We start from the raw sequence: 25068 nt of genomic DNA, 5'->3' as shown, positions 1-25068 counted from the left end.
CCCACGACGAAAAGGAACCACATGTTTGAACCCCAACCCACAGATCCGCTCGAAGCCGGCTCGACCGCCAGCAGCGTCACGGGCAGCAAGCGCGTCAAGCGGGGCATGGCGGAGATGCTCAAGGGCGGCGTCATCATGGACGTCGTCAACGTCGAGCAGGCGCGCATCGCCGAAGACGCCGGTGCCGTTGCCGTGATGGCGCTCGAACGCGTTCCCGCCGATATCCGCGCCCAGGGCGGCGTGTCCCGGATGTCCGACCCGGACATGATCGAGGCGATCATCGACGCCGTCTCCGTGCCGGTCATGGCCAAGGCCCGGATCGGCCACTTCGTGGAGGCGCAGATCCTGCAGTCCCTCGGCGTGGACTACATCGACGAGTCCGAGGTCCTGACCCCGGCCGACTACACCAACCACATCGACAAGTGGAACTTCACCGTCCCCTTCGTCTGTGGCGCCACCAACCTCGGTGAGGCACTGCGCCGCATCAACGAGGGCGCTGCCATGATCCGCTCCAAGGGCGAGGCAGGCACGGGAGACGTCTCCAACGCCACCACGCACATGCGCCAGATCCGCGCGGAGATCCTGAAGCTTGCCTCCCTCCCGGAAGACGAACTGTACGTTGCCGCCAAGGAACTGCAGGCCCCGTATGAACTGGTCAAGGAAATCGCCACCACCGGCAAGCTCCCCGTGGTCCTGTTCACCGCCGGCGGCATCGCCACCCCGGCCGACGCCGCCATGATGATGCAGCTCGGCGCCGACGGCGTGTTCGTCGGCTCGGGCATCTTCAAGTCCGGCAACCCGGCCCAGCGTGCCGCCGCCGTCGTAAAGGCCACCACCTTCCACGACGACCCGGACATCATCGCCAAGGCCTCCCGCGGCCTGGGCGAAGCCATGGTCGGCATCAACGTCGACGAAATCCCCCAACCCCACCGCCTCGCCGAGCGCGGCTGGTAGCAGCAGCGTGAAGACGAACAAGCCCGGCGCGCGCAGTCCTTAGACCGGCACCTGCTCGCGCTGGCACCCGGCGTCGTGAAACTCCTTGCCCAAGGGCACGAGGTGTGACTCCCTCTCCGACACGCAAGATAAATCGGCCATGCCAGGGTAATTTCCAAGGCCTAGGTACAAGCGGATCGATGCATTGGCCCCCATTCCCCGCCGGCGGAATTTTCTACAACTGAGCCTGGTGTCCGATATCAGGGGAAGAGTTTGCAGCGCGTGCCTACTCGTGCATGGCTTCATGAATCTTCAACGCAAACCACAACTGGGCGAGAGTTGACGTTTCAGTCATGTCCAAGCCTGTTAGTTCACCAATTTTTCGAATTCGATAAATGATGGTCTGCCTATGGGTGAAGAGCGCGGCGGCGGTCTTCTGCCACGATCGCTGTGAATTCAGATACGTCCGCAGGGTCACAAGTAGATCGCCTTCCTGGCTCTGTTCGTAGTCGAAAATCGGTCCCAAAAGACGCCGGGCCACCGCTGTTCCTTCTTCAAAGCTCGTCAGGCCCAGCCATGTGGGGCCCTGCTGGTACCGCGCAAGGCTCAGCTTGTTGGCCTTGGCCGACCCCAGTGCCCAGAGGGACTCCTGCAATGCTCGTTGAACGCCCGCCACGGCAGCCGTAGAACTGATACCGATAGAGGCGCCGGGTCGCGCACAATGCCTGAGCACGTCGTCGGCAACATCTGCAGAGACGACGAGGTGCAACCTTTTGTTGCGCCTCACGGACGCGGCATCGACCCCGTGACGCCAGAGCTCAATGTATAAATCGTCCAGAACCCCACCATCCTCGACCGAGATCGAGGCGATCACGAACCCCTCCATGGGCACGCCGAAACCGGCCAGCCGGCTTTCTATTTCCGCCGCCCCTAGGCGGCCTTCAAATACCTGCAGCAAGAACTCGCTCGCCAGCCTGTGCCGGCCCGTCAAGGACAAGATGATGCGCGAGAGCTGCAGTCCCAGCACTGTCGCCGCATGAAGAAGAACCACGGGATCCGGATGCTGCTCGCCGAGGGGCAGCACCACCAGGAGTGCGTCGGAGTGGGTCGGTATGTCCATCGTCAAGACATGCCTGCCCCCAATCCGGTGCCACTGGAAGTTCCTTCCACCGACAGACGCCTTTGACAACTGGGCCCAATCCTCCGCAATCAACGCAGGAAGTGGTCGGCCCTGGGGATTCCATGGATGGAGGCAGCGCCGATCCACCACGAAAAGATCAGCGTCGAGTTCCGCGGCCAGCCTCTGGACGAGGCTCTGCCAGCGGTCCTCGGCCCCCGCCGTTCGGAGCAGATCATATACCCGTGCCGTCTGGCGCAGCCGGCGGGACTCTTCGAGCAGCGATGCCTCAGCTACCGAGCGAGCGATGGCTATGAAAGGAAGCGGGTAGGGGACATTGATCAAGGGCAGCGGCAGCCGATTGCAAGCGTCCAGGAACTCCGGCAGGAGCTCGGGCGCATGCATCTTTTCGCCTATGGCCAGGGCGCTGGCCCCTGAATTCACGAGGGCTTCTGCCAATGCCACCTGCCCTGCAGGGTCTGCGGGTATGGAAAGCCCGTTGGTCATCATGAGCTCACCCCCGGTGACCCATTCCCAGAGTTTCGGAAGGTCCGACGTATGTGCCCAAGTGATGCCGTTGCCGCTGCCCGCCTCTCCAGCCAGCAGTGTCAGCCCCAGCTGCGGTTCAGCGACCAGTTCGGCCACGGTGATTGCCATCTGGAGAGGTGCCCCCGTCCCGTTCCGTGGAATCTCTGCAATTAGAAGATTTATACGAATGTCTAATGCGCTCGGTCATTTGTAGTCACTATAGCCCTATGCGCCGTGACGCGGGTCACTAACAATTGAATTACCTACTTCCCGCTCGGGTGAGCATCCCGAAATCCCCTTACGCAACCGGGTCCGCAGCCCGGGAGCAATGCAAGCGAAGGATCCCGCATGACAACGCACAAGCCCATCGGTCCCGTAGATGCGACCAGAATCCCCCGATATGCAGGCCTCGGCACCTTCGCCCGGCTGCCCCAGATTGACCGAGTTCCGGACTACGACATTGCGATCGTCGGCGTGCCGTTCGACGGCGGAGCCTCCTTCCGGCCCGGCGCCCGTTTCGGTCCTGCCGCAGTCCGCGAGGCCTCCCGGCTTCTGCGCCCGGGCTACCACCCCGAGCTCGACTGTGAGCCAGTTTATGAAGTCCAGGTCGTGGACGCCGGGGATATTGCCTGCACCCCCTACGACATCCTGCAGGCAGTCCGCGAAATCGAAGAGCAGGCGCTTGCCTTGATCAGTGAAGAAAAGAAACTCATCGCGATCGGCGGGGACCATACCATTGCTCTCCCCATGCTGAGGGCCTTGAACAAGGTCCACGGATCGGTTGCCTTGCTTCACTTCGACGCTCATCTGGACACGTGGGATACCTACTTTGACCAGCCAGTGACGCACGGCACCATCTTCCGCCGCGCCTTCGAGGAAGGGCTCTTGGTAGAGGACAGGTCCATGCACGTCGGCATCCGGGGCCCCGTCTATGACCGCAACGACTTCCTCCGCGACCACGAATTCGGTTTCCAAATCATCCGGTGCTCGGATTTGGACGTCATCGGCGTTCCTGCAGCGATCAAGAGGGTCAAGGAGCGACTCGGCGACACCCCGGTTTACGTCTCAATCGACATTGACGTATTGGACCCCTCATACGCACCAGGCACGGGAACGCCCGAGATGGGCGGACTCCACTCCCGCGAACTCCTGGCACTGCTCCGCGGACTCGACGGTATTAACATCATCGGCGCGGACGTCGTCGAGGTCGCCCCCGCCTACGACCATGCAGACATCACGACCGTTGCCGCTGCCACACTGGTCTTCGACCTTCTCGCGCTGATGGTAAACCGCGACAAGGCTACGACCAACGCCCCCCGCCAACTGCAAACGACCTCTTGGACCGCATAATGAGCAATCGAAACACTCCCGCCGTAACCGCCGAAGTGCCGCGGCTCGAGGACAAGACCATTCAACCCATCCCCCTGCACGAACGCCATGGCAAGGCCCGGGACCTCTTCACCATCTGGTTTGGGTCCAACATCATGATCATGACCATCGTGACGGGCGGTCTCGCCACAACGGTGTTCGGCCTCGGATTCGTGCCTGCAGTCGTGGGTATCATCATTGGGAACGTCGTGGGCGGTGTCTTCATGGCATTGCATTCGGCCCAGGGACCGCAGCTCGGCGTGGCACAAATGATCCAAACCCGCGGCCAGTTCGGCTCGTTCGGAGCACTGCTGATCGTGGTGATCGTGGTAGTCATGTACGTCGGGTTTTTCGCCGCGAACCTTGTCTTTGGCGGCGAAGCTATGGCCGCAGTAAGCCCAGGAATCTCCGTGGATGGCGGCGTCATCATCATCGGCGTTGTCAGCGTGATTGCGACAATCTTCGGCTACCGCCTCATCCACGCGTACGCCCGCACCTTGAGCGTCGTTGCGGGACTGGCCCTGCTTGTGGCATTTGTCTGGATCCTGGTTGTTCACGGCCTGCCGGCCGACTTCCTGGACCAAGGCGACTTCAACTGGGTCGGGTTCATGGGCACCATCTCTGTCTCGGCACTGTGGCAGCTCGCTTATGCCCCCTACGTTTCCGACTACTCCCGCTATATGCCCCACGGCACTGGCGCACGCCCGGCATTCTGGGCGTCTTACTCAGGGTGCGTCCTGGGGACACTCTTCCCGATGATCCTGGGCGCTCTGGTGGGCACGCTCGCGGTGACCATGAGCGGCGATGCCGGTAACGTCGACATCGTTGGCAGCCTCGGTGCGTTGTTGGGGCCCTGGACACTCGTCATCGTAGGAATCTTTTGCCTCGGTGTCGCCGCATCGAACGCCATGAACCTCTACTGCGGGGTCTTATGCAGCCTCACCATCGGGCAAACGTTCCGGCCCAGCTGGATGCCGCGCGCCAAGACCCGAAGCATCGGGGCGGTCGTCCTCTTTGCCTTCGCGCTGTTGATAGCCGTGTTCGCCCGAGACAATTTCGTTGTCTTCTACACGAATTTCCTCTCCTTCCTGATGTACGTCCTGGTGCCCTGGACGGCCATCAACCTGGTGGACTACTATCTGCTCCGTCATGGCGACTACAAGGTCGAAGACTTCTTCAAACGTGACGGCGGAGTGTACGGACGGTTCAATTGGGTCGCTATGGGTTCATACGTCGCCGGCGCCCTGATCCAGGTTCCCTTCACGTCAACGGCGATCTACACGGGCCCACTTGCCGCCGCGATGGGCGGCGTAGACATCTCCTGGATCGTCGGCTTGGCGGTTGTTGCCCCGCTCTACTACGTTGCGGCACGCGTGCTTCGGGAAAAGCCGGAAGCCGAAACCGTTCCATCCCCCGCATTTGCATCTGACCTCATCTGAAAGCGAAAGATCATGACACTCACTGAAGCCGAACGATTCGCCATCCGACGCTCCCCCGCGGAACACAGCCCCGTGGGTCACAACCTCGCAGACGTAATGCCTCCTCCCGGGCACTTCATCGGAAGCTCCTTCGTTCCAGGCTCCTCGACCCAACTCATCGACGTCATCGATCCCGCCACTGAGGAGGTCATCGCGTCCATGCAGGCCGGCACAGCGGCCGATGTCGACGCCGCTGTTGCTACCGCCGTAGCGGCGCAGAAGTCCTGGGGTGCCACAACGCCAAAGGAACGTGCAGACGTCCTTTTCCTGATCGCCAACATTATTGAAGCCAACCGGGACATCTTTGAAGTCATCGAGTCCGCCAACACCGGCAAGCCGCGGGCAGTGGCCGAAGATGACGTCTCCAGCACCATCGACACATTCCGTTTCATGGCCGGAGCGGCTCGCACGCTGACATCGATGGCCGGCGGCGATTACGCAACCGGACACACCTCCGTGATCCTTAGGGAGCCGGTGGGTGTGGTCGGCGTCATCACTCCGTGGAACTATCCGTTGTTGATGGCTGCTTGGAAGATCGCGCCCATCCTGGCTGCGGGGAACAGTGTCGTCCTCAAGCCATCCGAGCAGACGCCGCTCTCCACACTGAAGCTGGCGGAACTGCTGGCCGGACGCATTCCGGATGGCATCCTCAATGTCGTGACGGGACAGGGCCGCATCGTTGGACAGCGGCTTTCCGAGCACCCCGACGTTGCCCTCGTCGCCTTGACGGGGAGCGTTGTCAGCGGGCAGGCAGTGGCGGAGACTGCAGCCAAATCGGTCAAGCGTGTCCACCTTGAGCTCGGCGGCAAGGCCCCAGTTGTTGTCTTTCCGGACGCCGACCTCCGCGCTGCCGCAGCTGGAGTGCGAAACGCCGGTTACTGGAATGCCGGTCAAGACTGCGGCGCTGCCTGCCGCGTGCTCGTGCATGAGTCGGTGGCTGCCGAGTTCACCGAGCATTTGGTGCGGGAAGTCGGCACGCTGGTGGTCGGTGCTCCAGGGGCGGGAGATGACGTTGAAATCGGTCCCATGATCTCGCGTCCGCACTTCGAACGGGTCAAGGATGCGCTGGCCGCGGCAAAGGCTGCAGGGCTAAAAATAGCCGTGGGCGGTTCGGCCCTGGAGGGCCCCGGCTATTTCATCGAACCTACCGTTATCAGTGGCGTCCCCGCCGGCGCACACATCGCTACCCACGAGATCTTCGGCCCCGTGGTCACGGTAGAAACGTTCACCACCACAGAAGAAGCCATAAACCGTGCCAACGAGACACCCTACGGCCTGTCCGCCTCTGTATGGACCCGCGACGTAAGCCTTTCCCTCAAGGTTCCTAAGCAGCTCGACTTCGGCACGGTCTGGGTCAATTCGCACCTCGTGCTCGCCTGCGAGGTCCCCTGGGGCGGATTCAAGGGATCAGGCTATGGCCGTGACCTCTCCCTTTACGCCTTGGACGACTACTCCCGCACCAAACACGTCATGATCAACCACGGCGCATAAGCGTTCAGAAAACGACCGGAGCTTAGCGATGACCACTTCAAGCCTTCCCCGCCCCTCTTCCTCGGCGCGTGCCGCCACTCCGTCCGCCCCCTTCGGGACTGACGTCACGTGGACCAACTGGGGCGGGAACCAGAGCGCCACGCCGGCCTTTACCGTGCGACCGCGGACTGAGCAGGAAGCGCTCGACGCCGTTCGTTTCGCCATCCGCGAAAGCTTGCCCGTTCGGGCGGTCGGCTCGGGGCATTCGTCCTCGCCGCTGGTCCAGACGGGCGGGGTCCTGATGGACATGTCCGCGCTATCGGCGATCACCGGAACCGATCCTGTCCGGCGTCGCGCCAGGGCGCTTGCCGGTACTACGATCAATGCCTTCGGCGATCCATTGTGGGAGCAGGGGCTGGCACTTAGCAACCAGGGTGACATCGACAAACAACAGATTGCGGGTGCGCTCTCAACCAGCACTCACGGTTCGGGCAGGGATCTGGGGAGCTTCTCGTCAAGCCTCCGTTGGGTAAAGCTAATCAATGGTTACGGTGAAATCGTCGAAATCGGCGAGGGGCAGCTCCGGGAGCTCAGGGCCGCCCAGGTCGCGCTGGGCACGCTCGGGGTTTTCCTTGAAGTGGAGTTGGCGGTTGAGGACCGCTACTACCTGCAGGAACGGATCACTTATCCCACGTGGGCCGAGACCAAGGCAACGTGGCAGTCCGACATCGACGGGAACAGGCACTATTCGTTCCTCTGGTGCCCGGATAACGACTCATGCGAGCTCCTCGACCTCCCGGGATCCCCAAGCGAGAACATGGCGAACCGCAGCTACACCAAGCGGTACAACAAGGCGCAGATCCAGGACGAACGCGAAATTTCGGGCAAGGAAGGAGCCCGGCTGGACCGCTCGTACCGCATCTACCCCGACGGATTCACCACGCCGTTCCACGAGCTCGAGTATTTTGTGCGCAGCTCGGATGGCTTAGCAGCTGTCGAGACTATCCAGAACCTGATCCGCACCAAGTACCCCGACCAGAAATACCCGGTGGAGGTCCGGTGGGTGAAAGCCGACGAAGGCTTTATGTCCCAGTTCCAGGGACGTGACACCACCGTCATCACCCTGACCACCAAACCCGGAACCGATTACTGGCAGTTCTTCAGGGACGCCGACGCCCTCCTGCAGGAATACGAACCCCGGGCGCACTGGGGAAAGATCCACTTCATGACCAGGGGCCGTTTGGAGCGCCTGTACCCGGAGCTGGACACCTTCATCCAGGTGCGCCGTGAGTTCGATCCTCGCGGGATCTTCCTGAACGACCACACACGCGCCCTGCTTGGCTGATCCAACCAGATTTCTCCCGTTAGGCCGCGAGAGTCCGCCTCGACGTCAACCCCTACCGAACTCGGAATCACCGGCCTCCCCTGTAAGGCATGTTTCACCTACCGAGGTACTGCACCCGGATGGGACGAAGCTCCCGACGAGAAAGGTGCCTGAGCTCCGCCGAGTCGTCGGCTCGGCGGAGATGTTGACCATAAGAGCCGTGAGGACCGAAGCCTCGTGACGAATTGGCTGGCGACCGTCCCTCGATGGGCGCTTGGACCTCTATATTTGCCCAGCTGGTTTCTGGTTGGAGCTGAAGATATTGTCGGGGTCGTAGTCGGCCTTGATCTGCGCCAATCGTCCGTAGCCCTTGCCGTATGCAGCCCGGATCCGGGCTTCCCCCTCGTCATCGTGCAGGAAGTTCACATACACACCGCCGGTGGCGTGCGGTTCCATCGCGGCGAAGTACTCCCGGCACCAGGAAATGTCAGCATGTTCCGGGCCCCCTGCCGTCCACGCAGCGCTGATGTTCATCGCATGCGCCGCGTCCCTTCCCGATGCCGCAGAGCCGCCCTCAGGCCCGTTTGCCATGGCGCCACCCATATGAAACAGCAGCGTGTAGGACGCGGGCGAGTTCTTGGCCCAGGAGCGCTCGAGCAGGACCTCAATGGCGTCTTCGGTCAGCGGGGGAAGGTAGTGCGACTTCCAGTAATAACCCCAGTGGTGCGGCACACCGGCGTCGAACATCGACTGATGCTCCATATACGGTTTACGCCTGACCAGATCCGCCGCGGGAGGCCCGAAGTCCCGAAGCGGCCGCAACAAGGCCTCTCCCTCATCAAGGTCACCGGAATAACACGGAAGCACCAGCAACACATCGGTTCCGCGCAGGTCCTCGGGAACCCACTCAAGCGCAGGCGCGGTCCGCAGGTTCAGGTACACCGCGAGCTCCTCCGGGGCCGCGGCAATGAACTCACGATAGAAGGAAAGGACCTCACGCGCCCGCTCGGCCCTGAAAAGAATCGGACCGGCCAGCACAGTGCTGCCCAGTTGGTGGAGTCCGAACTCGAACTCGGTCACAATCCCGAAGTTCCCGCCGCCGCCCCGGACCGCCCAGAAGAGATCCGCGTTCTCATCCGGCGCCGCCCGCACCCTACTCCCGTCCGCCAGCAGCATCCGCGCCGAGAACAGGTTATCCGAGGTCAGGCCCCACCGGCGGCTTAGCCAGCCGAACCCTCCACCCACGGTCAGTCCGGCAACGCCCGTATGGGTGACGATGCCGCCAGGCGTAACCAGACCATGCGCCTGCGTGGCCGTGTCAACATCACTCCACAGCGCTCCCGGCTGGACCCGCGCGACACGGGCACCCGCGTCGACCTCGACACCACGCAGCCCGGAGAAATCGATCACCACCCCGCCCTCACACAAAGCCGAGCCCGAGACGTTGTGCCCCCCACCCCTGACAGCCACCGGCAGGCCCTCCCGGCGCGCATACGCCAACGCCATGGCCGCGTCTTCTACCCCGACGCACCGCGCGATCAGGGCAGGCCTCCGGTCAATCGCACCATTCCAAATCCGCCGCGCTTCCGCATAGTCAGGATCCCCCGGCAGTAAAACCATGCCCTGAAAACCCTCCAGAACAGCACTCATAAACGCATCATGCCTCCACACAGCCGCCGCTGGCAACGATAAATCCGCCCCAGCACCGCCCCCCCCCACGACTCAATCCCCACCTCAGCCCCCGCTGTCTTGGAATACTCCGCAAGCGCCTACTTCGGTACGATCGAATTGGAACAATGGCAACGGACCGGTGAAACCAACACCGAGCCCGTCCTTGGCCGCGCGCTCGAAGCCAGAACAGCATTCTGGACCCCGTGACTATCGGCCCCCGAGAGATCGACCGGCAACTGCACCGGACCTGCCAAGGAATCTCCTGGGCAGCCGAATACGCCCGGGAAGGCAACATGGACATCTTCGAGCACCGCGACTCTCGCGCATCCGGTCTGACCGAACTCCTCATCATCGACGAGGCCGACAGACTCAATAGAATTACGGCTGCGGCGAACGGATGGCCTCGTCGGCTATGGCCCTGGGGCCATGCTTCAAGATCGTGGAGTATTCGAAGCCATCGCCGACGAACGCTGCAGATGACTTCTCACAATCCGATGTCAGCAGTCCTGCCACCCGGACCGGTTTCCGCGTGAAGGGGGCACGCCGCTTCTGAAGGGCGCTGGCACTTCCTCCTGACATGTGTCAGTTTCAGAAGACGTCTGCACTAAGTGTCAGAAGCCGCCTGCACTCCTCATCCAACAGGAGCAACGAGAGCGCGACGTTGATGCCCTACCCGGTGAGGTCCTGCGGTCGGTGGGACTGTCCGTTTTTCGGTGGATCCACGGTTGGCATTTGGTTGATTCTTCCGTCGAAGGTGGTTGCGAAGGCATTCAGTGCCGGCTTCCACCGTGAGGCCCATCGTGCCCTGCCTTTGCCCGTCGGGTCCAGTGCCCTGGTTGCCAGGTACAGGCACTTCAGGGCCGCCTGCTCGGTGGGGAAATGACCCCTGGCCCTGACCCCACGCCGGTACGGGGCATTGAAGGACTCGATGGCGTTCGTGCTGCAGATGACCCGCCGGATTTCCACGTCGTAGTCCAGGAACGACACGACCTCGCTCCAGGCGTTCTCCCACAGCCGGGTGATCGCCGGGTACTGCCGGCCCCACCTGGTCGAGAACTCAACGAAGCGCTCCCTGGCTGCGCCCTCGGACGGTGCCGTGTAGACCGGGCGCAGATCACGGGACATTTCGTCCCAGTACTGCCGGGCGGCATAGCGGAAGGTGTTCCGGATCAGGTGCACGATAAGACTCCCGCCGTCAACCTGGTGGCGGCTTCCTAGGGTTGTTTGCGGGCAGGAGTGTGGGTGGTGGACGAGCCGGCCGGGCTTGTCCACTACGCGGAGGGTGTGGGGTTAGCCTGCCATCTGAATTGCTGGTTGGCGGGCGGGGGTTGTGATGGGGCCCGCGCCTTCTGGTAGTGCGGCTGCGGGAAGGGCCTCTCTCCGGTGGGGGTGCAGGCTCGGGTCGTATTCGGTGTGTTCGTGCCAGCATTTCCAGAGGATGCGGAGCCAGCGGGCAGCGATGCCGCGCAGTGCCCTGTGGTGGCCCTGTCCGGCGGCGCGGGCGTGCTGGTAGAGGCTGCCGGACCAATGCGGGTCGTCGCGGACGGCGACGAAGGCCCACCAGTCGATGGCGTGGCGCATGCGTTTGTTCGCTGCGTAGCGGAAGCGGACCTGGCGGGTGCGTCCGGAGGCGCGAGTGACCGGGGCCAGCCCGGTCTCGGCCAGCAGGGCTGCCGGGGAGGGGAACCGGGCCCGGTCTTCTCCCATGCCGGCCAGCAGAGTCGCCGCGGTGACGGGCCCGATACCGGGGAAGCTGTTGAAGATCCGGGTGTCAGGGTGCAAGGCCAGGATCCTGTCGATTTCGGTGTCGTAGTCTCGCAGGTGCCGGTTGAGCAGGGCCAGCTGTTCCGCGAAGCGGACGGCTGTGAAGGCTTTGCCGTGACTGGTTCCGGTTCCGGCGGCCAGCAGGTGAGGGCGGAGCCGTTCGATCAGCGTTTCCGGCGGCGTCCTGCCGGAGTAGTGCTGGGCCCTGATGAACGATTCCATGCGTTTGACGCTGATCCGCGCGGTCTGAGCGGGCAGCGGGTAGCGGCGGATGAACTCCAGCGAAATGTCCCGGTCCAGGCTGGAGAACAGGTGCAGCACCGCCGGGTTATAGGCTTCCATCACCGCCCGGAGCTGGTTTTCGGTATCGCGCTGATTCCAGACGACGCGTTCGCGGTCGCGGATCAGTGCGCGCAACTGCATGAGCGTGTCCGAAGCCGGTAGCAGCGGCCGCCAATGGGGGTGTTCGTGGCGGAGGGTGTCGGCCAGGACGAAGGCGTCAAACGCGTCGGACTTCTTTGCGGAGAGCCGGTAGCGTTCCCGGGCTCGGGCAGAGATCTTAGGCGATATGCAGAACAGGTCGATTCCAAGGCCGAGCAGCCGCTCGACCAGCAGTCCTTCGGCCCGTTCGATCGCTGCGCGTAGCGGGCCGACATGCGCCGTGAGTGCATGGCACAGGGCATCGAGGCCTTCGACAGTGTGCTGAAATCGTTTCTGCAGCAGCACGGTTCCGTTGGCGTCGAGAAGGCAGAGCTGGTGGAACGCGGCGCCCCAGTCGATCCCGGCGTACACGTCCGGGGGTTCTGTGGTGTGATCCTGGTAATGATGTGGCTGGGCCATGCGGCACAGTGTCCTTCCGTTAAGAGGAGATCCACCTGGTGCCGGTGCGTGGCAGAGACGTGTCAGAACCTTATCTCGGCAATCAGCGTAATGACGTTGCTGCTCCCGCTGGCTGATTCACGCATCCGCCCCGCGGCGGTCGGACTTGGTCTGCATGGGGAACTCGAAGGTAACGCGTCTGCATAGGTCCTGACCGCCACGGCGCAGGTGGTGGCCGGAAGCCCCGGCCACCACCATTGTGAATAGATAAGGTCTGGACCACGGCCAACTCCCACACGGTGTTGATGGCCTCCGGCAGGCCCTTGAGCCCGTCACAGACCGTGATGCAGACATCATCCACGCCCCGGTTCTTGATCTCGGTCAGCACCGAGAGCCAGAACTTCGCACCCTCCCCGCCGTCCCCGGCCCACACCCCGAGGATGTCGCGTTCGCCGTTGACGCTGACGCCGATCCCGACATAGACCGGCCGGTTCGTGACCTGCCCGTCGCGGACCAAGACGAAAGATCGCGTCGATGAACACCACGGGGTAGACCCTGTCCAGGGGCCGGTTCTGCCATTCGGTCATCTCCCCGATGACCTTCTCCGTGATAGGCGAGATGGTGTCTTTGGAGACCCTGGCGCCGAATACCTCGGCGAAGTGCGCCGCGATCTCCCCGGTCGTAAGGCCCTCCGCTCAGCGACAACACGATCTCATCCACACCCGTCAGCCGGCGCTGCCGTTTCTTCACGATCTGCGGATCGAACGTCGATCCGGTGTCCCGCGGCACATCGATCTCCACCGGCCCGATCTCAGTCATGACGGTCTTGGTGCGGGTGCCGTTGCGGGAATTCCCGCTCCCGCGACCGGACACGTCGTGCTTGCCGTAGCCGAGGTGCTCGTCTATCTCCGCTTCCAGCGCGGTTTCCAGGACGTTCTTCGTCAACCGGTTCAACAGCCAATCCGGGCCGACGAGCGCGGTCCCCTGTTCCCTGGCCTGGGCCAGGAGCTGCTGCGCCAACTCTTGCTGATCCAATTCAGTCGCCATGGGATCCATGGTTTCGCCCATGATCAGTCCTCCCCGCCAGGCAACGCCCGGCGTGTCAGGCCAACCCCGGATCCACCGTTATTCAGACACTCCCGACGCTTCTCAATAACGAAAGATTCCGAGACGGGTCCGAAAGGAGAATCGACAGTTGCGCCCTTTTCGCTGCTCGGGCTTTTCGGCTGCGGCACAAGGGAGACGTTCATCCCGGAGACACTTCTGCTGTGGACATGCTTGCAGTTTGGCTTGGCCGTTGACAGAGCCGAGCGGGGACTGTTTAGCTTGCGGTTTGGGGTAGCCACTGTGGAAGGAGCGGCGCTGCATGATTTCTTTTTTGCAGCCCGGGAGTGACATTGGTCCGCTCTCCGAGTCCGATGCCGAGGTTTATGTAGCCTCGGTGTGCTTTAAGACTGGGCCGCCGGGTGCTGCGGGGGTGGAGGTCGAGCGGCTGGTCCACGATGTCTCGAACCCCAGGCTCCCGGTGCCCGTTGCACGGGCCAGGGGCGCCATGGCGGCATCGGAGAAACCGTTGCCCGGCGGAGGGGTGATCACCTTTGAGCCGGGCGGTCAGCTGGAAATCAGCTCAGCCTGCGCAACTGATCTTGCGGCCCTCATCTCAGCAACCCGCGCAGACCTTGACGCCGTTGAGGGTCTGCTGACGGCCGCAGGCCTTTGCTTCGGCACCGTGGCGCTGGATCCCAACCGGCCGCCTGCGCGGTCATCGGATCATCCACGGTACGCCGCCATGGAGCAGCATTTCGACCGCCTCGGCCCTGCCGGGCGAATCATGATGTGTTCCGCAGCCTCTCTGCAGATTTCACTGGACGCCGGATTCGACAGCCCCGGCTCCGCCGGCGCAACGCAACGGTGGGCACGCCTGCACAATCTCCTGCCGGTCCTCGTTGCCATGTTTGCCAATTCCCCGTTCCTTCACGGCGTCCCGAGCGGCTGGCGGAGCAACCGCCAACGTATCTGGCTGGCCACGGACCCGACCCGGACCGCCGCGGTCCCTCGCGCCGCGGACCCCCGTCTGGCCTGGGCCCGCTACGCGCTCGACGCTCTGGTGCTGTGCATTCCCTCGGAGACGGCTAACTGGAAAGCCCCGCCCGGGCTGACCATGCGGAACTGGCTCCGCGGGGAAGGCCCGAGGCCCGTCACACCGGCTGACCTGAAATACCACCTGACAACCCTGTTTCCGCCTGTCCGGCCACGGGGGTTCATGGAGATCAGGGTGATCGACGCGCAGGCAGGCAGCGATTGGGAGCCTGTCACGGCGATGGTGACCGCGCTCATGGACGATGAACGCGCCGCCGACCTCGCCGCGGAGGCCTGCGCCCCTCTTGCTTCCCTGTCCGATCCGCTCCGGACGGCCGCCCGTGACGCACTGGCGGATCCCTTGCTCGCCTCGGCGGCTCTCGGCTGCGCCGAGGGCGCACTGATGGCATTGCCCCGTTTGGGAGCTGACGCCGCCACGAGATACCGGGCGGAGGATTTCGTGGACCGCTATACCGCGCGGGGCCGGAGCCCTGCGGACGAGCAGCTGGATCGGTGGGAACGAACCGGCAGCTATTTAGATTCGGCAGAGTATGAGGAAAGTTCCGAAAATGCCAGATAACCTTCCCGGAACCGATATTGATCCGGAGACCCTTAGGGCTTTCATCGCCGACGAGCTGGAAAGGGCCCGGCACCGGACGCATACGCTGACGGAGTGCGATGAGGAAGACTTGCTGAAGCAGCACTCACCGCTGATGTCGCCGCTGGTCTGGGACCTCGCGCACGTTGGCAGCCAGGAAGAAATCTGGCTGGTGCGCGACGTTGGCAAAATGGAGCCGGTGCGGTGCGACATCGACCGGATGTATGACGCCTTCGAGCATCCCCGCAGCGCCCGGCCCTCGCTGCCGCTGCTTTCGCCGGAGGAGTCCCGAAAGTACCTTGCCCAGGTGCGTGTCAAAGCACTCGACATCCTGGACCGGACCCCTTTGGAAGGGCCGCCGTTGCTGGATCGTGGCTTCGCCTTCGGCATGATCATCCAGCACGAGCAGCAGCACGACGAGACGATGCTGGCCACGCATCAGCTCCGCGTCGGCGTGCCCGTCCTGCAGGCCCGGACATTGCCGTCCGATGTCCTGTCCCCGGACTGGCACGCCCTGGCGAATGAGGTGCTGGTCCCTTCCGGGCCTTTCATGATGGGGACATCGGTGGAGCCGTGGGCATTGGACAACGAACGCCCGGCCCATGCGGTGGATGTGCCTGCCTACTGGATCGACACCGTTCCGGTGACCAACGGTGCCTACCGGTCCTTCATCGATGACGGCGGCTACCGAAACCCTCGCTGGTGGACAGCCCAGGGATGGAACCACGTCAGGGAAGCCGGGCTGGTGGCGCCCCAGTACTGGGAACGCGACGGTGACCGATGGATCAGGACCAGGTTCGGCGTCGTTGAACCGGTGCCGGAGGACGAGCCGGTGCAGCACGTGTGCTGGTTTGAAGCGGAAGCCTACGCCCGCTGGGCCGGACGTCGGCTTCCGACCGAGGCAGAGTGGGAAAAGGCCGCGCGCCATGATCCCCGGTCAGGGCGTTCGCGCCGCTACCCCTGGGGAAATGAAGATCCTTCACCCCATCACGCGAACCTTGGCGGGTCGGCCCTGCGGCCGTCCCCTGCCGGCTCTTACCCGGGCGGAACATCACCGCTGGGAGTGCGCCAGCTCATCGGTGATGTCTGGGAATGGGTCTCCAGCGACTTCCGCCCGTACCCCGGATTCAACGCCTTCCCGTATCAGGAATACAGCGAAGCGTTCTTCGGGTCGGACTACAAGGTGCTCCGCGGAGGGTCCTGGGCGGCGGACCCGGCCGCATCCCGGGGGACCTTCCGGAACTGGGACTACCCGATCCGCCGGCAGATCTTTGCCGGGTTCCGCACCGCGCGCGACACCGCACCGGACGAGGCGCGTTAGCCCATGTGTCGCCACCTCGCCTACATCGGATCCCCGATGCCGCTCGCGGAGCTGCTGCTCACCCCCGACCATGGGTTGCTAACACAGTCCTGGGCGCCCAGGCGTCAGCGCAACGGGACCGTAAACGCTGACGGTTTCGGCGTCGGATGGTATGCCCCGGGCGATCCTCTGCCTGCCCGTTACCGCCGCGCCATACCGATCTGGGCGGACAGGTCATTCGCCGACGTCGCAAGAGTTACCTCCAGCCGGGCCGTTCTAGCGGCCGTCCGGTCCGCGACATCAGGGATGACGCAGGAGGAGTCAGCTGCCGCCCCGTATACGAACGGCCCCTGGCTCTTCAGCCACAACGGACGCGTCGAGGGCTGGCCGGACGCATTGGAAGGTCTGGCCGCGGCGCTTCCGACGGCCCGTCTGTTGGCACTTGAAGCCCAGGTCGACTCCGCCCTGCTCTGGGCACTCGTTCTGGAACAGCTCACCGCCGGGGACACCGCCGGCGATGCGCTGACGCACGTGGTCCGCAATGTCACCGCCGCCACCGGTGCGCGGCTGAACTTTCTACTCACCGACGGCAAGCACATCGCGGCCACAGCCGTCGGGGATACCCTTTTTTGGCGGATCGGCCCCGGGAGCGTCGTGGTGGCCAGCGAACCATCCGACGACGGCCCCGGCTGGCACGAGGTGCCGGACAACTGCCTCCTGACCACCACCGCCGACCACGTCGACATACGTCCGATTCCCAACCTCACGAAGGAACAGGTGGCCCCATGAGCCTCTCCACCGAAGGCTCCGACATCATTCACCATCTGCCTCCGGACCACTTGGGGCGCAGCCTGCGCGGCGATGTGCGCGCCGGACTCACCGCATCGCCGAAAACGCTGCCGCCCAAGTGGTTCTATGACAAGCTCGGCAGCGAACTGTTTGAGCGGATCACCGAACTGCCGGAGTACTACCCGACACGGGCTGAACGTGAAGTGCTGGAACTCTACTCAGCGCAGATGGCGGCCGCGAGCCCTGCAGAGACGCTGATCGAGCTCGGGTCCGGATCTTCACGGAAGACCCCGCTGCTGCTCAACGCCCTCAGGAAGACCGGGTCCCTCCGCCGTTACGTTGCCGTCGATGTCAGCGACACCGCACTGCTGGATGCCCAAAACGAATTGGCCCCCGCCTTTCCCGACCTTGAACTGCAGGCCGTGGCCGCGGATTTCGAGACCCAGCTGCACCTGCTGCCGCGGGCGGGACGCCGAATGATCGCGTTCCTGGGCGGCACCATCGGCAATTTTGAGCCTGAGGCCAGGGCCCGCTTCCTCTCCGACGTCCGCGAGTTGCTCGGCGACGACGGCGGCTCGCTGCTGCTCGGCACGGATCTGGTGAAGTCACCACACGTCCTGATTCCGGCGTACGCAGACGCGGAGGGGGTCACCGCCGAGTTTAACCGGAACGTGCTGCGCGTCCTCAACACCGAGCTGGGCGCCGACTTCGACGTGATGGCCTTTGAACACGTGGCGGTATGGAAGCCAGAGGAGGAGTGGATCGAGATGCGGCTACGCGCCAGCAGACCAATGCTGGTCCGCCTGCCGGGAGTGGACATGGACGTCCAATTCCAAGAGGGTGAGGAGCTCCGAACGGAGATTTCGGCCAAGTTCCGCCTTGGTGGCGTGGTCGAAGAGATCGAGGCAGCGGGGTTCTCCGCCGTAGGGCAGTGGACCGACCGGCAGAACCGTTACGCCATGACCCTGGCTGAAGCCATCTAGGTGTATTGACCTGAGAGGTTGGTAACACGGCTGGCCGGTGGCTGACCTTTGAGTGAAGTGTGGCCTCGGTGATGATTGTAATGATGGAGCCAGTCAGCGAAAGCGGCAGCACGCTCGGTTTCTGATCCATAGGGTTTGGCGTAGGCCCATTCGTCGAGCATGGTGCGGTTGTAGCGTTCGACTTTGCCATTGGTTTGGGGCCTGTAGGGGCGGGTGCGTTTGTGGCTGATGTCCGGGCCCAGCGCGTCCTTGAAGGCGTGGGCGCGGTAGCAGGAGCCGTTGTCCGTCAACACCCTTTTGACTACGATTCCGCACGATTCGAAATAGGCGTTGGCGCGTTCCCAGAACCCCGCTGCGGTGTCCTTCTTCTCATCGGCCAGGATCTCGGTATAGGCAAGCCGAGAGTGGTCATCAACGGCATTGTGCAAGAAGGCGTAGCCCGGTCGCCGGTTCGCCGTCGTGCCGGTCTTGTTTTTATTACCCGCGGCCCGGCCGGTGACGCGGTGGCCGCCGCCGTCCGGGATCCGTCCGAGCTTCTTGATGTCCACGTGGACCAGCTCCCCGGGGCTGTGGTGCTCGTACCGGCGGATCACCCGGTTATGGGTGGCCCCACTCAGCCTCTACGGTGAGCTAGTCAGGTTCGCCTGTATTGCGGCGGGTGAAAGCACGTGCTGGATGGCGCTGGCGCTTGCCCCGTAGATGGCGGCATAGTTGCCAGCCGAGGAGGCCGCTACTTGCCGGCCTGATGTGGCCAGTGGCGGGCACCGCCGATATATAACTTCGCGAATACCTGCCACCACTTGCTCACCGAGTTCGGTAAGGAGGCCGCCGACGACGATGACTGCGGGGTTGAGCAGATTCACCACCGTGGCCAGAACGTCTCCGATGTCCCGTCCGGCTTGGCGGGCGGTCTGGATCGCGTGGGTATTGCCGGCGGCCATGAGTTGGCAGATGTCGGTTTCTTCTTTGACGTCCAGCCCGTTGCTTCGTAGTTGACAAGTGATTGCAGGTACGGAGGCCAGGGCTTCCAAACAGCCGTGATTGCCGCAGCTGCATAAGGTGTCACCGCTGCGGGAGAGCTGGATGTGGCCCAGGTCCCCTGCTGCGCCGTCCGCGCCGCGTTGTAGGTGCCCGCTGCTGATGATTCCGGAACTGATCTGTTCCGCGACGTTAAGAATGAAGAAGTCCTCATGCCCGGGCCAGTGCCTGGTTCGTTCTCCGACCGCCATCATGTTCACGGTGTTATCCACCAGGCCCTGGCCACGCAACGCCCACCCCTGCGAGCTGGGTACTCCCGTGCCGGGAGGCGGCTGACCGAGGAATGACCCACCCACCCCGGTCCAGCGTTTCTCAACCGCGAAGACGCGCTGGTCCGGGGTGTGCCGCCGATCTGCAGCATCCCTCCAGCGGGCTGCTAGGTGCGTTGAGTGATCGGCGCAGCGAAAAGCCCGCCACTAATCGCTACGAATCACAGAAAGGTGCCGGAAAATAGGACCGCCCCGTGTCCGCAAGCGGACCGGCATCGGGGCCGGTTCGCGTTCGGGCTGCTACAGGTTTGGGTCCGAGTCGCTCAGCTCCACTATCCATTGGCTCGGCTCGCTCCGTAACACCACGCCAGCGATTTCGGTCCTCGTTCTCGACTCCGAAATGGTCGATCATCTTGTTCAGGACGAGCCTGCACGTGGCGAAGAGCATGCCCGCGTAGGGGAGAAGGACATCCCGCCTTTGAACAACCCGGAGTCCTTCGTTGAGGTCCGACTCGATGAACATTGCCACCCCGGAAGTCTCTCCATGAGCTACCCCGGAGAGCTGTGAGTAGAATGCCCGGCCGGGTGCGCCCGGAGAGCTTTCGCTCAGCAAATCCGATGCCAGCCCTGTCACGCTTACTTGGTCCGGCTTGCCGATCCCCAACTGAACCACCAATTCCTTGATCCCCTCAAGGTGGCCTTTGCCGTCCACCTTCGTCCCGTCGTGGTAGGCGAACTCACTATGTTTCACCGAATTGCCCAGCTCGAGGGTTGCCAGGCCCACATGCCGCCGGATGAGATCCCCGGCAGATTCGGCGCCGAGAAGGTAATTGGCTTTGCCGAATGCTTCAACTGAGCCACGGGTCAAAGTAGCCAGCGGCATGATGTGACGTCTTGTTTTGAGCAGCGGTACGAATGCCCGCATGTGGTCCAATGCAGCCAAAGTGTGGAGACCGATCGCGAGATGAGCGTGGCGGACATGCGAGCTGCCTCTCGAAGTCGGCTGGTTTACCGCGTCCTCCAGAAACTGAAGGGCCACAGAACCCTTGCCTGGTGCCGGGCCGACTGACAGGTGCGTCAATTCCTCCGCCGTGGGTGCAATACCGACGACGATTTGCCTCATCAGCAGGACGTCGCGGGTAGTCAGCAGTTCCGAGCGTGGGGCATTTGACATACTTCAGATGCTAAGACGCCCTCGACCAACCCGACCGCTCTTGCGACGTGTCGGACGTACTCATGCCGTCGACAGTATGCATCCATCCGGCTCGAGAGCCTGCGAAGGGCCGGCGGGCATCATCGGGCAGGTCCTGCGATTTCCCCTGGAGATGACCGTCGTTAGTTCCGACGCGGATGTTTTGCGGTGGTGATTTCTCCGCTGCTGGTCAGATCTTGTGCGACCTTACGCAGTTTGGAGTTGGAGCTGGAGCTGGCCTTGGTGAGGACCAGAAAGGCCTGCTGGGCGGTGATTTTGTAGCGCTCCATCAGGATGCCTTCCGCCTGACCGATGATTTGCCGGGTGATCAGGGCCTCGTTGAGCTGGCTGATCTTCTGGGAGTCAGCGAAAGCCACGGCCGCGTGGGCGGCGACGAGCAGCCCAATCTGCTCGGACTCAAGGTCGAAGGCGTCCGGCCGGCCCCCGTACAGGTTCAACGCACCCAGCCGGTCCCCCTCGACGAACAACTGGATCGAGAGCATGCTGCGCGCCCCCAGCTCAACCGCGCCACGGCAGAACGCCGGCCAACGGGACTCGGTGCACAGGTCCGGCACCCGCACAATCCGGTCATGGTACGCCGCATCCAGGCACGGGCCCTGCCCGGAGGAACTCTGCAGGGCGTCAACCCTGCGGGAAAGGTCTCCCCAACGATCTGTGGATTGGCTTTCTTCCGCCCGGTGACCATGCTGATGGACGCATCGGCCGCCCCGGGGATCAGCTGGACCGCGGCCTCGACTATCCCGGAAAGGACGGTGTCGAGGTCATGTTCGTGCTGCAACTCCCTGGCCAGGTCCCCAAGCCGGGTGGCCACCTCTCCGCTGACGCTCCCGCTTTTTTCGGGCGTCACTGAGGAACCATCCATTTTTGACACGTCGATATTCATCGACTCACCCCGGTTCTTTCGCCTTACACCGTAGTCATCAGGCTTCGGGAAACTCGTCAGAGGCATCCGGAATCTGGTCGTAGGCGTCGCCGTCAATGAGTCCTTCATCGGAGGCCTGGCCGACTTCCGCAAACGATCCGGGAGTGTCCGGGTACGGCGTGGAGTCCCATTCTTCCTGCGCTGCGGCCTGCCCTTCATTCCTCACGTACGGCCACGCGGACAGTTCGCGGATCATGGTTTCCCGGTCGATGTCTCCGGCCGCGTAGCGCTCCGCGATTTCGTAGGGGCTGGCTCCGCTGAAACCTTCCGGGATCGGCTTCACTCCCCTGGCGTCCGCCTGGGTCAGTAGCTGGCTGACGGATGGCTGGGCGATTCCCAGGGCCCGGGCAATCTCGCGCTGCGCCACTCCGGCCTCAACGGCGGCACGAACGGCCCTGATATAGTCCAGGCCGCCCAGTTCACGGCGTGCCCGGGCTCGCCGGGCGTTGACCAAGGCAGCCTCTGGGCTGATGGTGATCGTCATATCAACCTCCCATATAGGAAAGGCTATCAGCGATAGGTAGGACACGTCATTGGCCCCGAATTCTTTCGATGAAGCGCAGCCGAAGCCAGCGCCCCTGCCACGGGTTGTGCCCACTGGGGGCCAGGTGGAGCCCTCCGCACAGCTCAAAGCTGGGCGGTTTCGCACCATCGTCGCAACAGTCAGTTTTTTGACCCTAGCAGCATGGCTTGTCTGCTATTTCTGGCCCAGGCGTGACGTGGTGGATTCTAACCATCGGTGCAACACTTATCGGTTACGTGTGGGTGTTTAGGAGCCTAGCAAAGCGTTCTGCCGGGGTGTCGTCCCCGAGTATCGCGCGGGGTCTGTCATTGAGCGCAGCAGCCACTGACGCGAGCTTCGCAGGTGGGTGAAGTGCCAAATTGGTCCTCTTGGGGAAGTACTGCCTGAGCAGGCCGTTTGTGTTCTCGTTGGTGCCGCGCTGCCAAGGTGATCGGGGTTCGCAGAAGTAGACGGGAACACCGGTAGCGGCGGTGAAGTCTGCGTGAAGGCTCATCTCGGTGCCCTGGTCCCAGGTCAGTGATCGTGCCATCGATGCCGGCAGTTGTCCGAACGCTTGGATTAGGCCGTCGCGGAGGTCGCGGGCCCGCTGGTTTCCGGGTAGGTGGATGAGCATCAGGTAGCGGGTGCTGCGTTCGACCAGTGTGGCGATTGCGGATCGGTTCTGGGTTCCCATGATGAGGTCGCCCTCCCAATGGCCTGTCGTGGCGCGGTCTGCAGGGTCGAACGGCCGGTCATTGATCATCAGCACGTCCCCGGGGAAACGAATGGCCCGCCGTGGCACGGCTCGGTTGGGCCGACGACGGCTTCGGCGCGTGCGCAAGCACTGGACCAGCTCCCGCCGAAGACCGCCCCTGCCCTCGATATAGAGGGCCTGGTAGATCGTCTCGTGCACCAGGTGCAGCTCGGGCCGGTCCGGGAACAGAGCTTTGAGACGACGGCAGATCAGGCCCGGACTCCACCACTTGTTCAGGTGGTTCTGGATGAATTCCCGCAATTCGGGAGTCCGGGCGATCTTGCCCTGCCGGGGGCGTTGACGGCGGGTGCGAGCTAGCTTCTGCGCGTGGTGTGGGCGGTAAATGCCGCTCTGGTGCCGGTTCCGCCGGACTTCCCGGCTGATGGTCGACGGCGACCTTCCCAGCTCTTCAGCGATAGAGCGAAGACTATGCCCGGCGCGGTAACGGTCCGCGATCGTGATCCGTTCGTCCTCCGACAGATAACGCGCAGAAACCGCCTCTGCCGGTTCCCTGACCAGCGACACGGCCGGATACTGATAGATCCGACCGGTCATCGGGTCCTTCACGGCACGACCGTAGCGCCAGCGGGTGCCGGTCCTCCGGTTGATACCCAGCGTCCGGCAGATCTCTGTGTTACTGAACCCTTGCTTCATGAGCCGAACATAACTGGCCCGCTCCGCGGTCATTCCGGAGGGACCCGGCTTCAGCCCCAACTTTCCATCCTTGGCCAAAACAACTCCTGAAAATATCAGGTGTTGCAACGATGGTTAGAATCCACCCGTGTATATGTGGCCCCATCGCCTCTTAGTCGTGTGGGGTCTTATGGTGACGGTGAGGCTCGTCAGGCGGGTTCGCGGCCGAGGATGAGGGATCGTTTGAGGTAGTCGTAGAGTCCGTCCATGATGGGTCCGCACACGGCCAGGGTCTGGTCGTCGTTCAGGGTCATGGATAGTCCGCGGATGATGATGTCCAGGCCGGGGGCGGCGGGGGCGTCGAAGCGTTCGTCGTCGATGTCGGCTTCGTGGATGATTTCGGCGAGTTTCCACAGCACGGGATCCTGGATTTCGTAGCGTCGCAGCATGGTTTCGAAGGTGCAGTCGTGGCCGTGGTGGGTCAGCTCCACCCCGGGCATGTCGAAGGGCACGGCATCGTCGGGGACCTCGGCGGGGTCTGCCACGAAGATGAATTCGCAGGCGTGGTCGATGTTCCTGCGGATCAGCCATGCGCACGCGGCCCGGTCAACGTGGACGCCGGTGCGGGTGGCCCAGTTCATGGCTGTCCCGCCGACGCGCTTGTGGTGCGGGCGGGAAGCTCGGCGGTGGCGAGGGCGGTGACGGCGGCGTGGGCGGCGTCGCGTTCGAGGGGCGGGAAGTAGTCGCGCCGGCCGATCCGGCGCAGCTCGGCCCGGAGCCGCTTCACGGCCCTGGCGCGTTCCGGCGCATCGAGTGCCGCTGCGGCGTGGGCGGCGGCGGTGATGTCCTGGTATTCCCGGGCCCGGTCCGCGGCCATTCCCGCGGCGAGCTCCCGCTCCTGCCCCAGGGAGGCGGGCCGGCTCAGCCAGAGGCCGGCGGTGCCGCCGGCCTGCCGGACCTGGTCCGCGATCCAGTCCAGGTGCTCCCTGGTGCGGGCATCGGCCGGGAGGGCGACGAGCCCGTCTCCGAGCTGGGCGGCGCCCAGGGCCTGCAGCCGCCGCCAGACCGCGACCCTCGGCCCGGACGGGACGCGGGGCATCCGGTAGGTCAATAGGACCCAGCCCCCGGGTATCAGCGCTTCACTCTTCACATTTGTATTGTAACCGTGGTTACCTTGAATTGGTGTGGTTCAGGCCCCACGTGCGGCGCACGCGGCTTTCGAGGTTTCAGGAGAAGACATGATTTCGCTCGTGCTCATTGTGATCTCCGCGATCATCGCCGCGGCCGCGGTGGTCCTTGCCTGCCGGTTTGCCCGCTGGCCGACGGCGGATCTTGCCGCCGCCGCGGCGGGCACGCTGGTGGCCGTCATCGCCTGGCGGGTCCTGGCCAACGCGCTGTTCCTGAACGAGGACTTCATGCCTGCCGTCAGCGTGGGGGACGCGGTGTGCCTGATCGCCGGGGCCCTGCCGCCGGCCGTCGTCGCCTCCGTCGACCGGGAGCTCCCGCGCCGGGCCCTCCCGGCGTTGGCGGGCGGGCTGGTCGCCTTCATCGCCAATGTCATCATCCTCTGAACGGA

At 63.6% G+C, this 25068-nt stretch carries 19 protein-coding genes and 4 pseudogenes; 10 read left to right on the top strand and 13 right to left on the bottom strand.

Annotated features, from left to right (window positions below; all coding sequences use genetic code 11):
- Nucleotides 1–21: 21 nt before the first annotated feature.
- Complete coding sequence (pdxS, locus tag ACP4XC_RS09410) at nt 22–954, top strand: pyridoxal 5'-phosphate synthase lyase subunit PdxS (protein ID WP_427174658.1); 933 nt, start codon at nt 22–24, stop codon at nt 952–954.
- Nucleotides 955–1219: 265 nt separating this feature from the next.
- Here the strand turns inward: pdxS and ACP4XC_RS09405 are convergent, their stop codons facing one another.
- Nucleotides 1220–2707 (bottom strand): PucR family transcriptional regulator, encoded by a 1488-nt coding sequence (locus ACP4XC_RS09405; protein ID WP_427174657.1) that lies wholly within the window; start codon nt 2705–2707, stop codon nt 1220–1222.
- A 219-nt stretch (nt 2708–2926) separates the two neighbouring features.
- Here ACP4XC_RS09405 and speB point away from each other — a divergent pair, with 219 nt between their 5' ends.
- The 4 genes from speB to ACP4XC_RS09385 all read left to right on the top strand — a co-directional run bounded on the left by speB (nt 2927) and on the right by ACP4XC_RS09385 (nt 8239).
- Nucleotides 2927–3928, top strand: coding sequence for an agmatinase (gene speB, locus ACP4XC_RS09400; RefSeq protein WP_427174656.1), 1002 nt, complete (start codon nt 2927–2929; stop codon nt 3926–3928).
- Nucleotides 3928–5385: a purine-cytosine permease family protein gene (locus ACP4XC_RS09395; RefSeq protein ID WP_427174655.1), complete on the top strand. Its 1458-nt coding sequence runs from the start codon at nt 3928–3930 to the stop codon at nt 5383–5385. Before speB ends, ACP4XC_RS09395 begins: the two co-directional genes overlap by 1 nt.
- A 96-nt stretch (nt 5386–5481) precedes the next feature.
- Entirely contained in the window at nt 5482–6915 is a 1434-nt protein-coding gene (locus ACP4XC_RS09390) for an aminobutyraldehyde dehydrogenase (RefSeq protein WP_427175070.1), read from the top strand.
- 28 nt (nt 6916–6943) lie between these two features.
- Nucleotides 6944–8239 (top strand): D-arabinono-1,4-lactone oxidase, encoded by a 1296-nt coding sequence (locus ACP4XC_RS09385; protein ID WP_427174654.1) that lies wholly within the window; start codon nt 6944–6946, stop codon nt 8237–8239.
- Nucleotides 8240–8500: 261 nt separating this feature from the next.
- Here ACP4XC_RS09385 and ACP4XC_RS09380 read toward each other — a convergent pair whose 3' ends face one another.
- The 4 genes and pseudogenes from ACP4XC_RS09380 to ACP4XC_RS09365 all read right to left on the bottom strand — a co-directional run.
- Complete coding sequence (locus ACP4XC_RS09380; RefSeq protein WP_427175069.1) at nt 8501–9838, bottom strand: FAD-binding oxidoreductase; 1338 nt, start codon at nt 9836–9838, stop codon at nt 8501–8503.
- A 720-nt stretch (nt 9839–10558) separates the two neighbouring features.
- Nucleotides 10559–11071, bottom strand: a pseudogene (locus ACP4XC_RS09375) (transposase); the annotation flags it as partial.
- A gap of 288 nt (nt 11072–11359) precedes the next feature.
- Nucleotides 11360–12493: pseudogene (locus tag ACP4XC_RS09370) on the bottom strand (IS110 family transposase); the annotation flags it as partial.
- Between the two features lie 238 nt (nt 12494–12731).
- Nucleotides 12732–13528, bottom strand: a pseudogene (locus tag ACP4XC_RS09365) (IS256 family transposase); the annotation flags it as partial.
- Nucleotides 13529–13838: 310 nt separating this feature from the next.
- Between ACP4XC_RS09365 and egtA the strand changes: the two are divergent.
- From egtA to egtD, 4 genes are read left to right on the top strand one after another with little or no spacing between them, the layout of a single operon-like run.
- Nucleotides 13839–15131 (top strand): ergothioneine biosynthesis glutamate--cysteine ligase EgtA, encoded by a 1293-nt coding sequence (gene egtA, locus ACP4XC_RS09360; RefSeq protein WP_427174653.1) that lies wholly within the window; start codon nt 13839–13841, stop codon nt 15129–15131.
- Nucleotides 15121–16470 carry an ergothioneine biosynthesis protein EgtB gene (egtB, locus tag ACP4XC_RS09355; protein WP_427174652.1) on the top strand — a complete coding sequence of 450 codons (1350 nt, stop codon included), beginning with the start codon at nt 15121–15123 and terminating at the stop codon, nt 16468–16470. Before egtA ends, egtB begins: the two co-directional genes overlap by 11 nt.
- Before the next feature lie 3 nt (nt 16471–16473).
- Nucleotides 16474–17238, top strand: coding sequence for an ergothioneine biosynthesis protein EgtC (gene egtC, locus ACP4XC_RS09350; RefSeq protein WP_427174650.1), 765 nt, complete (start codon nt 16474–16476; stop codon nt 17236–17238).
- Nucleotides 17235–18221 carry an L-histidine N(alpha)-methyltransferase gene (gene egtD / locus ACP4XC_RS09345; RefSeq protein ID WP_427174648.1) on the top strand — a complete coding sequence of 329 codons (987 nt, stop codon included), beginning with the start codon at nt 17235–17237 and terminating at the stop codon, nt 18219–18221. The genes egtC and egtD overlap by 4 nt, the downstream gene beginning before the upstream one ends.
- Here the strand turns inward: egtD and ACP4XC_RS09340 are convergent.
- From ACP4XC_RS09340 to ACP4XC_RS09305, 8 genes and pseudogenes are all read right to left on the bottom strand, one after another.
- A pseudogene (locus ACP4XC_RS09340) lies at nt 18218–18817 on the bottom strand (IS481 family transposase); the annotation flags it as partial. The gene egtD and the pseudogene ACP4XC_RS09340 overlap by 4 nt on opposite strands.
- Nucleotides 18818–18841: 24 nt before the next feature.
- Nucleotides 18842–19459: an ROK family protein gene (locus ACP4XC_RS09335; protein WP_427174647.1), complete on the bottom strand. Its 618-nt coding sequence runs from the start codon at nt 19457–19459 to the stop codon at nt 18842–18844.
- A 223-nt stretch (nt 19460–19682) separates the two neighbouring features.
- Nucleotides 19683–20642 (bottom strand): hypothetical protein, encoded by a 960-nt coding sequence (locus ACP4XC_RS09330; RefSeq protein WP_427174646.1) that lies wholly within the window; start codon nt 20640–20642, stop codon nt 19683–19685.
- Nucleotides 20643–20803: 161 nt separating this feature from the next.
- A complete protein-coding gene (locus ACP4XC_RS09325; protein WP_427175068.1) occupies nt 20804–21298 on the bottom strand; it encodes a GAF and ANTAR domain-containing protein in 495 nt (164 codons plus the stop codon).
- 303 nt (nt 21299–21601) lie between these two features.
- Nucleotides 21602–22087 (bottom strand): hypothetical protein, encoded by a 486-nt coding sequence (locus ACP4XC_RS09320; protein WP_427174645.1) that lies wholly within the window; start codon nt 22085–22087, stop codon nt 21602–21604.
- Between the two features lie 271 nt (nt 22088–22358).
- A complete protein-coding gene (locus ACP4XC_RS09315) occupies nt 22359–23546 on the bottom strand; it encodes an IS30 family transposase (RefSeq protein ID WP_427175067.1) in 1188 nt (395 codons plus the stop codon).
- Nucleotides 23547–23701: 155 nt separating this feature from the next.
- Complete coding sequence (locus ACP4XC_RS09310; RefSeq protein ID WP_427174644.1) at nt 23702–24133, bottom strand: chromate resistance protein ChrB domain-containing protein; 432 nt, start codon at nt 24131–24133, stop codon at nt 23702–23704.
- On the bottom strand, nt 24130–24642 hold the full coding sequence (locus tag ACP4XC_RS09305) for a Chromate resistance protein ChrB (RefSeq protein WP_427174643.1): 513 nt from the start codon (nt 24640–24642) through the stop codon (nt 24130–24132). The genes ACP4XC_RS09310 and ACP4XC_RS09305 overlap by 4 nt, the downstream gene beginning before the upstream one ends.
- Before the next feature lie 88 nt (nt 24643–24730).
- Between ACP4XC_RS09305 and ACP4XC_RS09300 the strand changes: the two genes are divergently transcribed.
- The gene (locus tag ACP4XC_RS09300; RefSeq protein ID WP_427174642.1) at nt 24731–25063 is read left to right on the top strand and encodes a hypothetical protein; all 333 of its coding nucleotides are present in this window, start codon (nt 24731–24733) and stop codon (nt 25061–25063) included.
- The last annotated feature ends 5 nt before the right edge of the window (nt 25064–25068 follow it).

The sequence above is a fragment of the Arthrobacter sp. 92 genome, assembly GCF_050260325.1.
Taxonomy (GTDB): Bacteria; Actinomycetota; Actinomycetes; order Actinomycetales; family Micrococcaceae; genus Arthrobacter.
This window is presented reverse-complemented; position numbering and strand designations above follow the sequence as displayed.

Bases quoted from the DNA above. Each gene is read 5' to 3' on its own strand.
- egtC (WP_427174650.1), top strand. From the start codon at position 16,474: ATGTGTCGCCACCTCGCCTACATCGGATCCCCGATGCCGCTCGCGGAG.
- ACP4XC_RS09320 (WP_427174645.1), bottom strand. From the start codon at position 22,087: ATGACGATCACCATCAGCCCAGAGGCTGCCTTGGTCAACGCCCGGCGA.
- ACP4XC_RS09395 (WP_427174655.1), top strand. From the start codon at position 3,928: ATGAGCAATCGAAACACTCCCGCCGTAACCGCCGAAGTGCCGCGGCTC.
- speB (WP_427174656.1), top strand. From the start codon at position 2,927: ATGACAACGCACAAGCCCATCGGTCCCGTAGATGCGACCAGAATCCCC.
- ACP4XC_RS09385 (WP_427174654.1), top strand. From the start codon at position 6,944: ATGACCACTTCAAGCCTTCCCCGCCCCTCTTCCTCGGCGCGTGCCGCC.
- ACP4XC_RS09315 (WP_427175067.1), bottom strand. From the start codon at position 23,546: ATGACCGCGGAGCGGGCCAGTTATGTTCGGCTCATGAAGCAAGGGTTC.
- egtD (WP_427174648.1), top strand. From the start codon at position 17,235: ATGAGCCTCTCCACCGAAGGCTCCGACATCATTCACCATCTGCCTCCG.
- egtA (WP_427174653.1), top strand. From the start codon at position 13,839: ATGATTTCTTTTTTGCAGCCCGGGAGTGACATTGGTCCGCTCTCCGAG.
- ACP4XC_RS09405 (WP_427174657.1), bottom strand. From the start codon at position 2,707: ATGGCAATCACCGTGGCCGAACTGGTCGCTGAACCGCAGCTGGGGCTG.
- ACP4XC_RS09390 (WP_427175070.1), top strand. From the start codon at position 5,482: ATGCCTCCTCCCGGGCACTTCATCGGAAGCTCCTTCGTTCCAGGCTCC.
- ACP4XC_RS09330 (WP_427174646.1), bottom strand. From the start codon at position 20,642: ATGTCAAATGCCCCACGCTCGGAACTGCTGACTACCCGCGACGTCCTG.
- egtB (WP_427174652.1), top strand. From the start codon at position 15,121: ATGCCAGATAACCTTCCCGGAACCGATATTGATCCGGAGACCCTTAGG.
- ACP4XC_RS09300 (WP_427174642.1), top strand. From the start codon at position 24,731: ATGATTTCGCTCGTGCTCATTGTGATCTCCGCGATCATCGCCGCGGCC.
- ACP4XC_RS09310 (WP_427174644.1), bottom strand. From the start codon at position 24,133: ATGAACTGGGCCACCCGCACCGGCGTCCACGTTGACCGGGCCGCGTGC.
- pdxS (WP_427174658.1), top strand. From the start codon at position 22: ATGTTTGAACCCCAACCCACAGATCCGCTCGAAGCCGGCTCGACCGCC.
- ACP4XC_RS09380 (WP_427175069.1), bottom strand. From the start codon at position 9,838: ATGGTTTTACTGCCGGGGGATCCTGACTATGCGGAAGCGCGGCGGATT.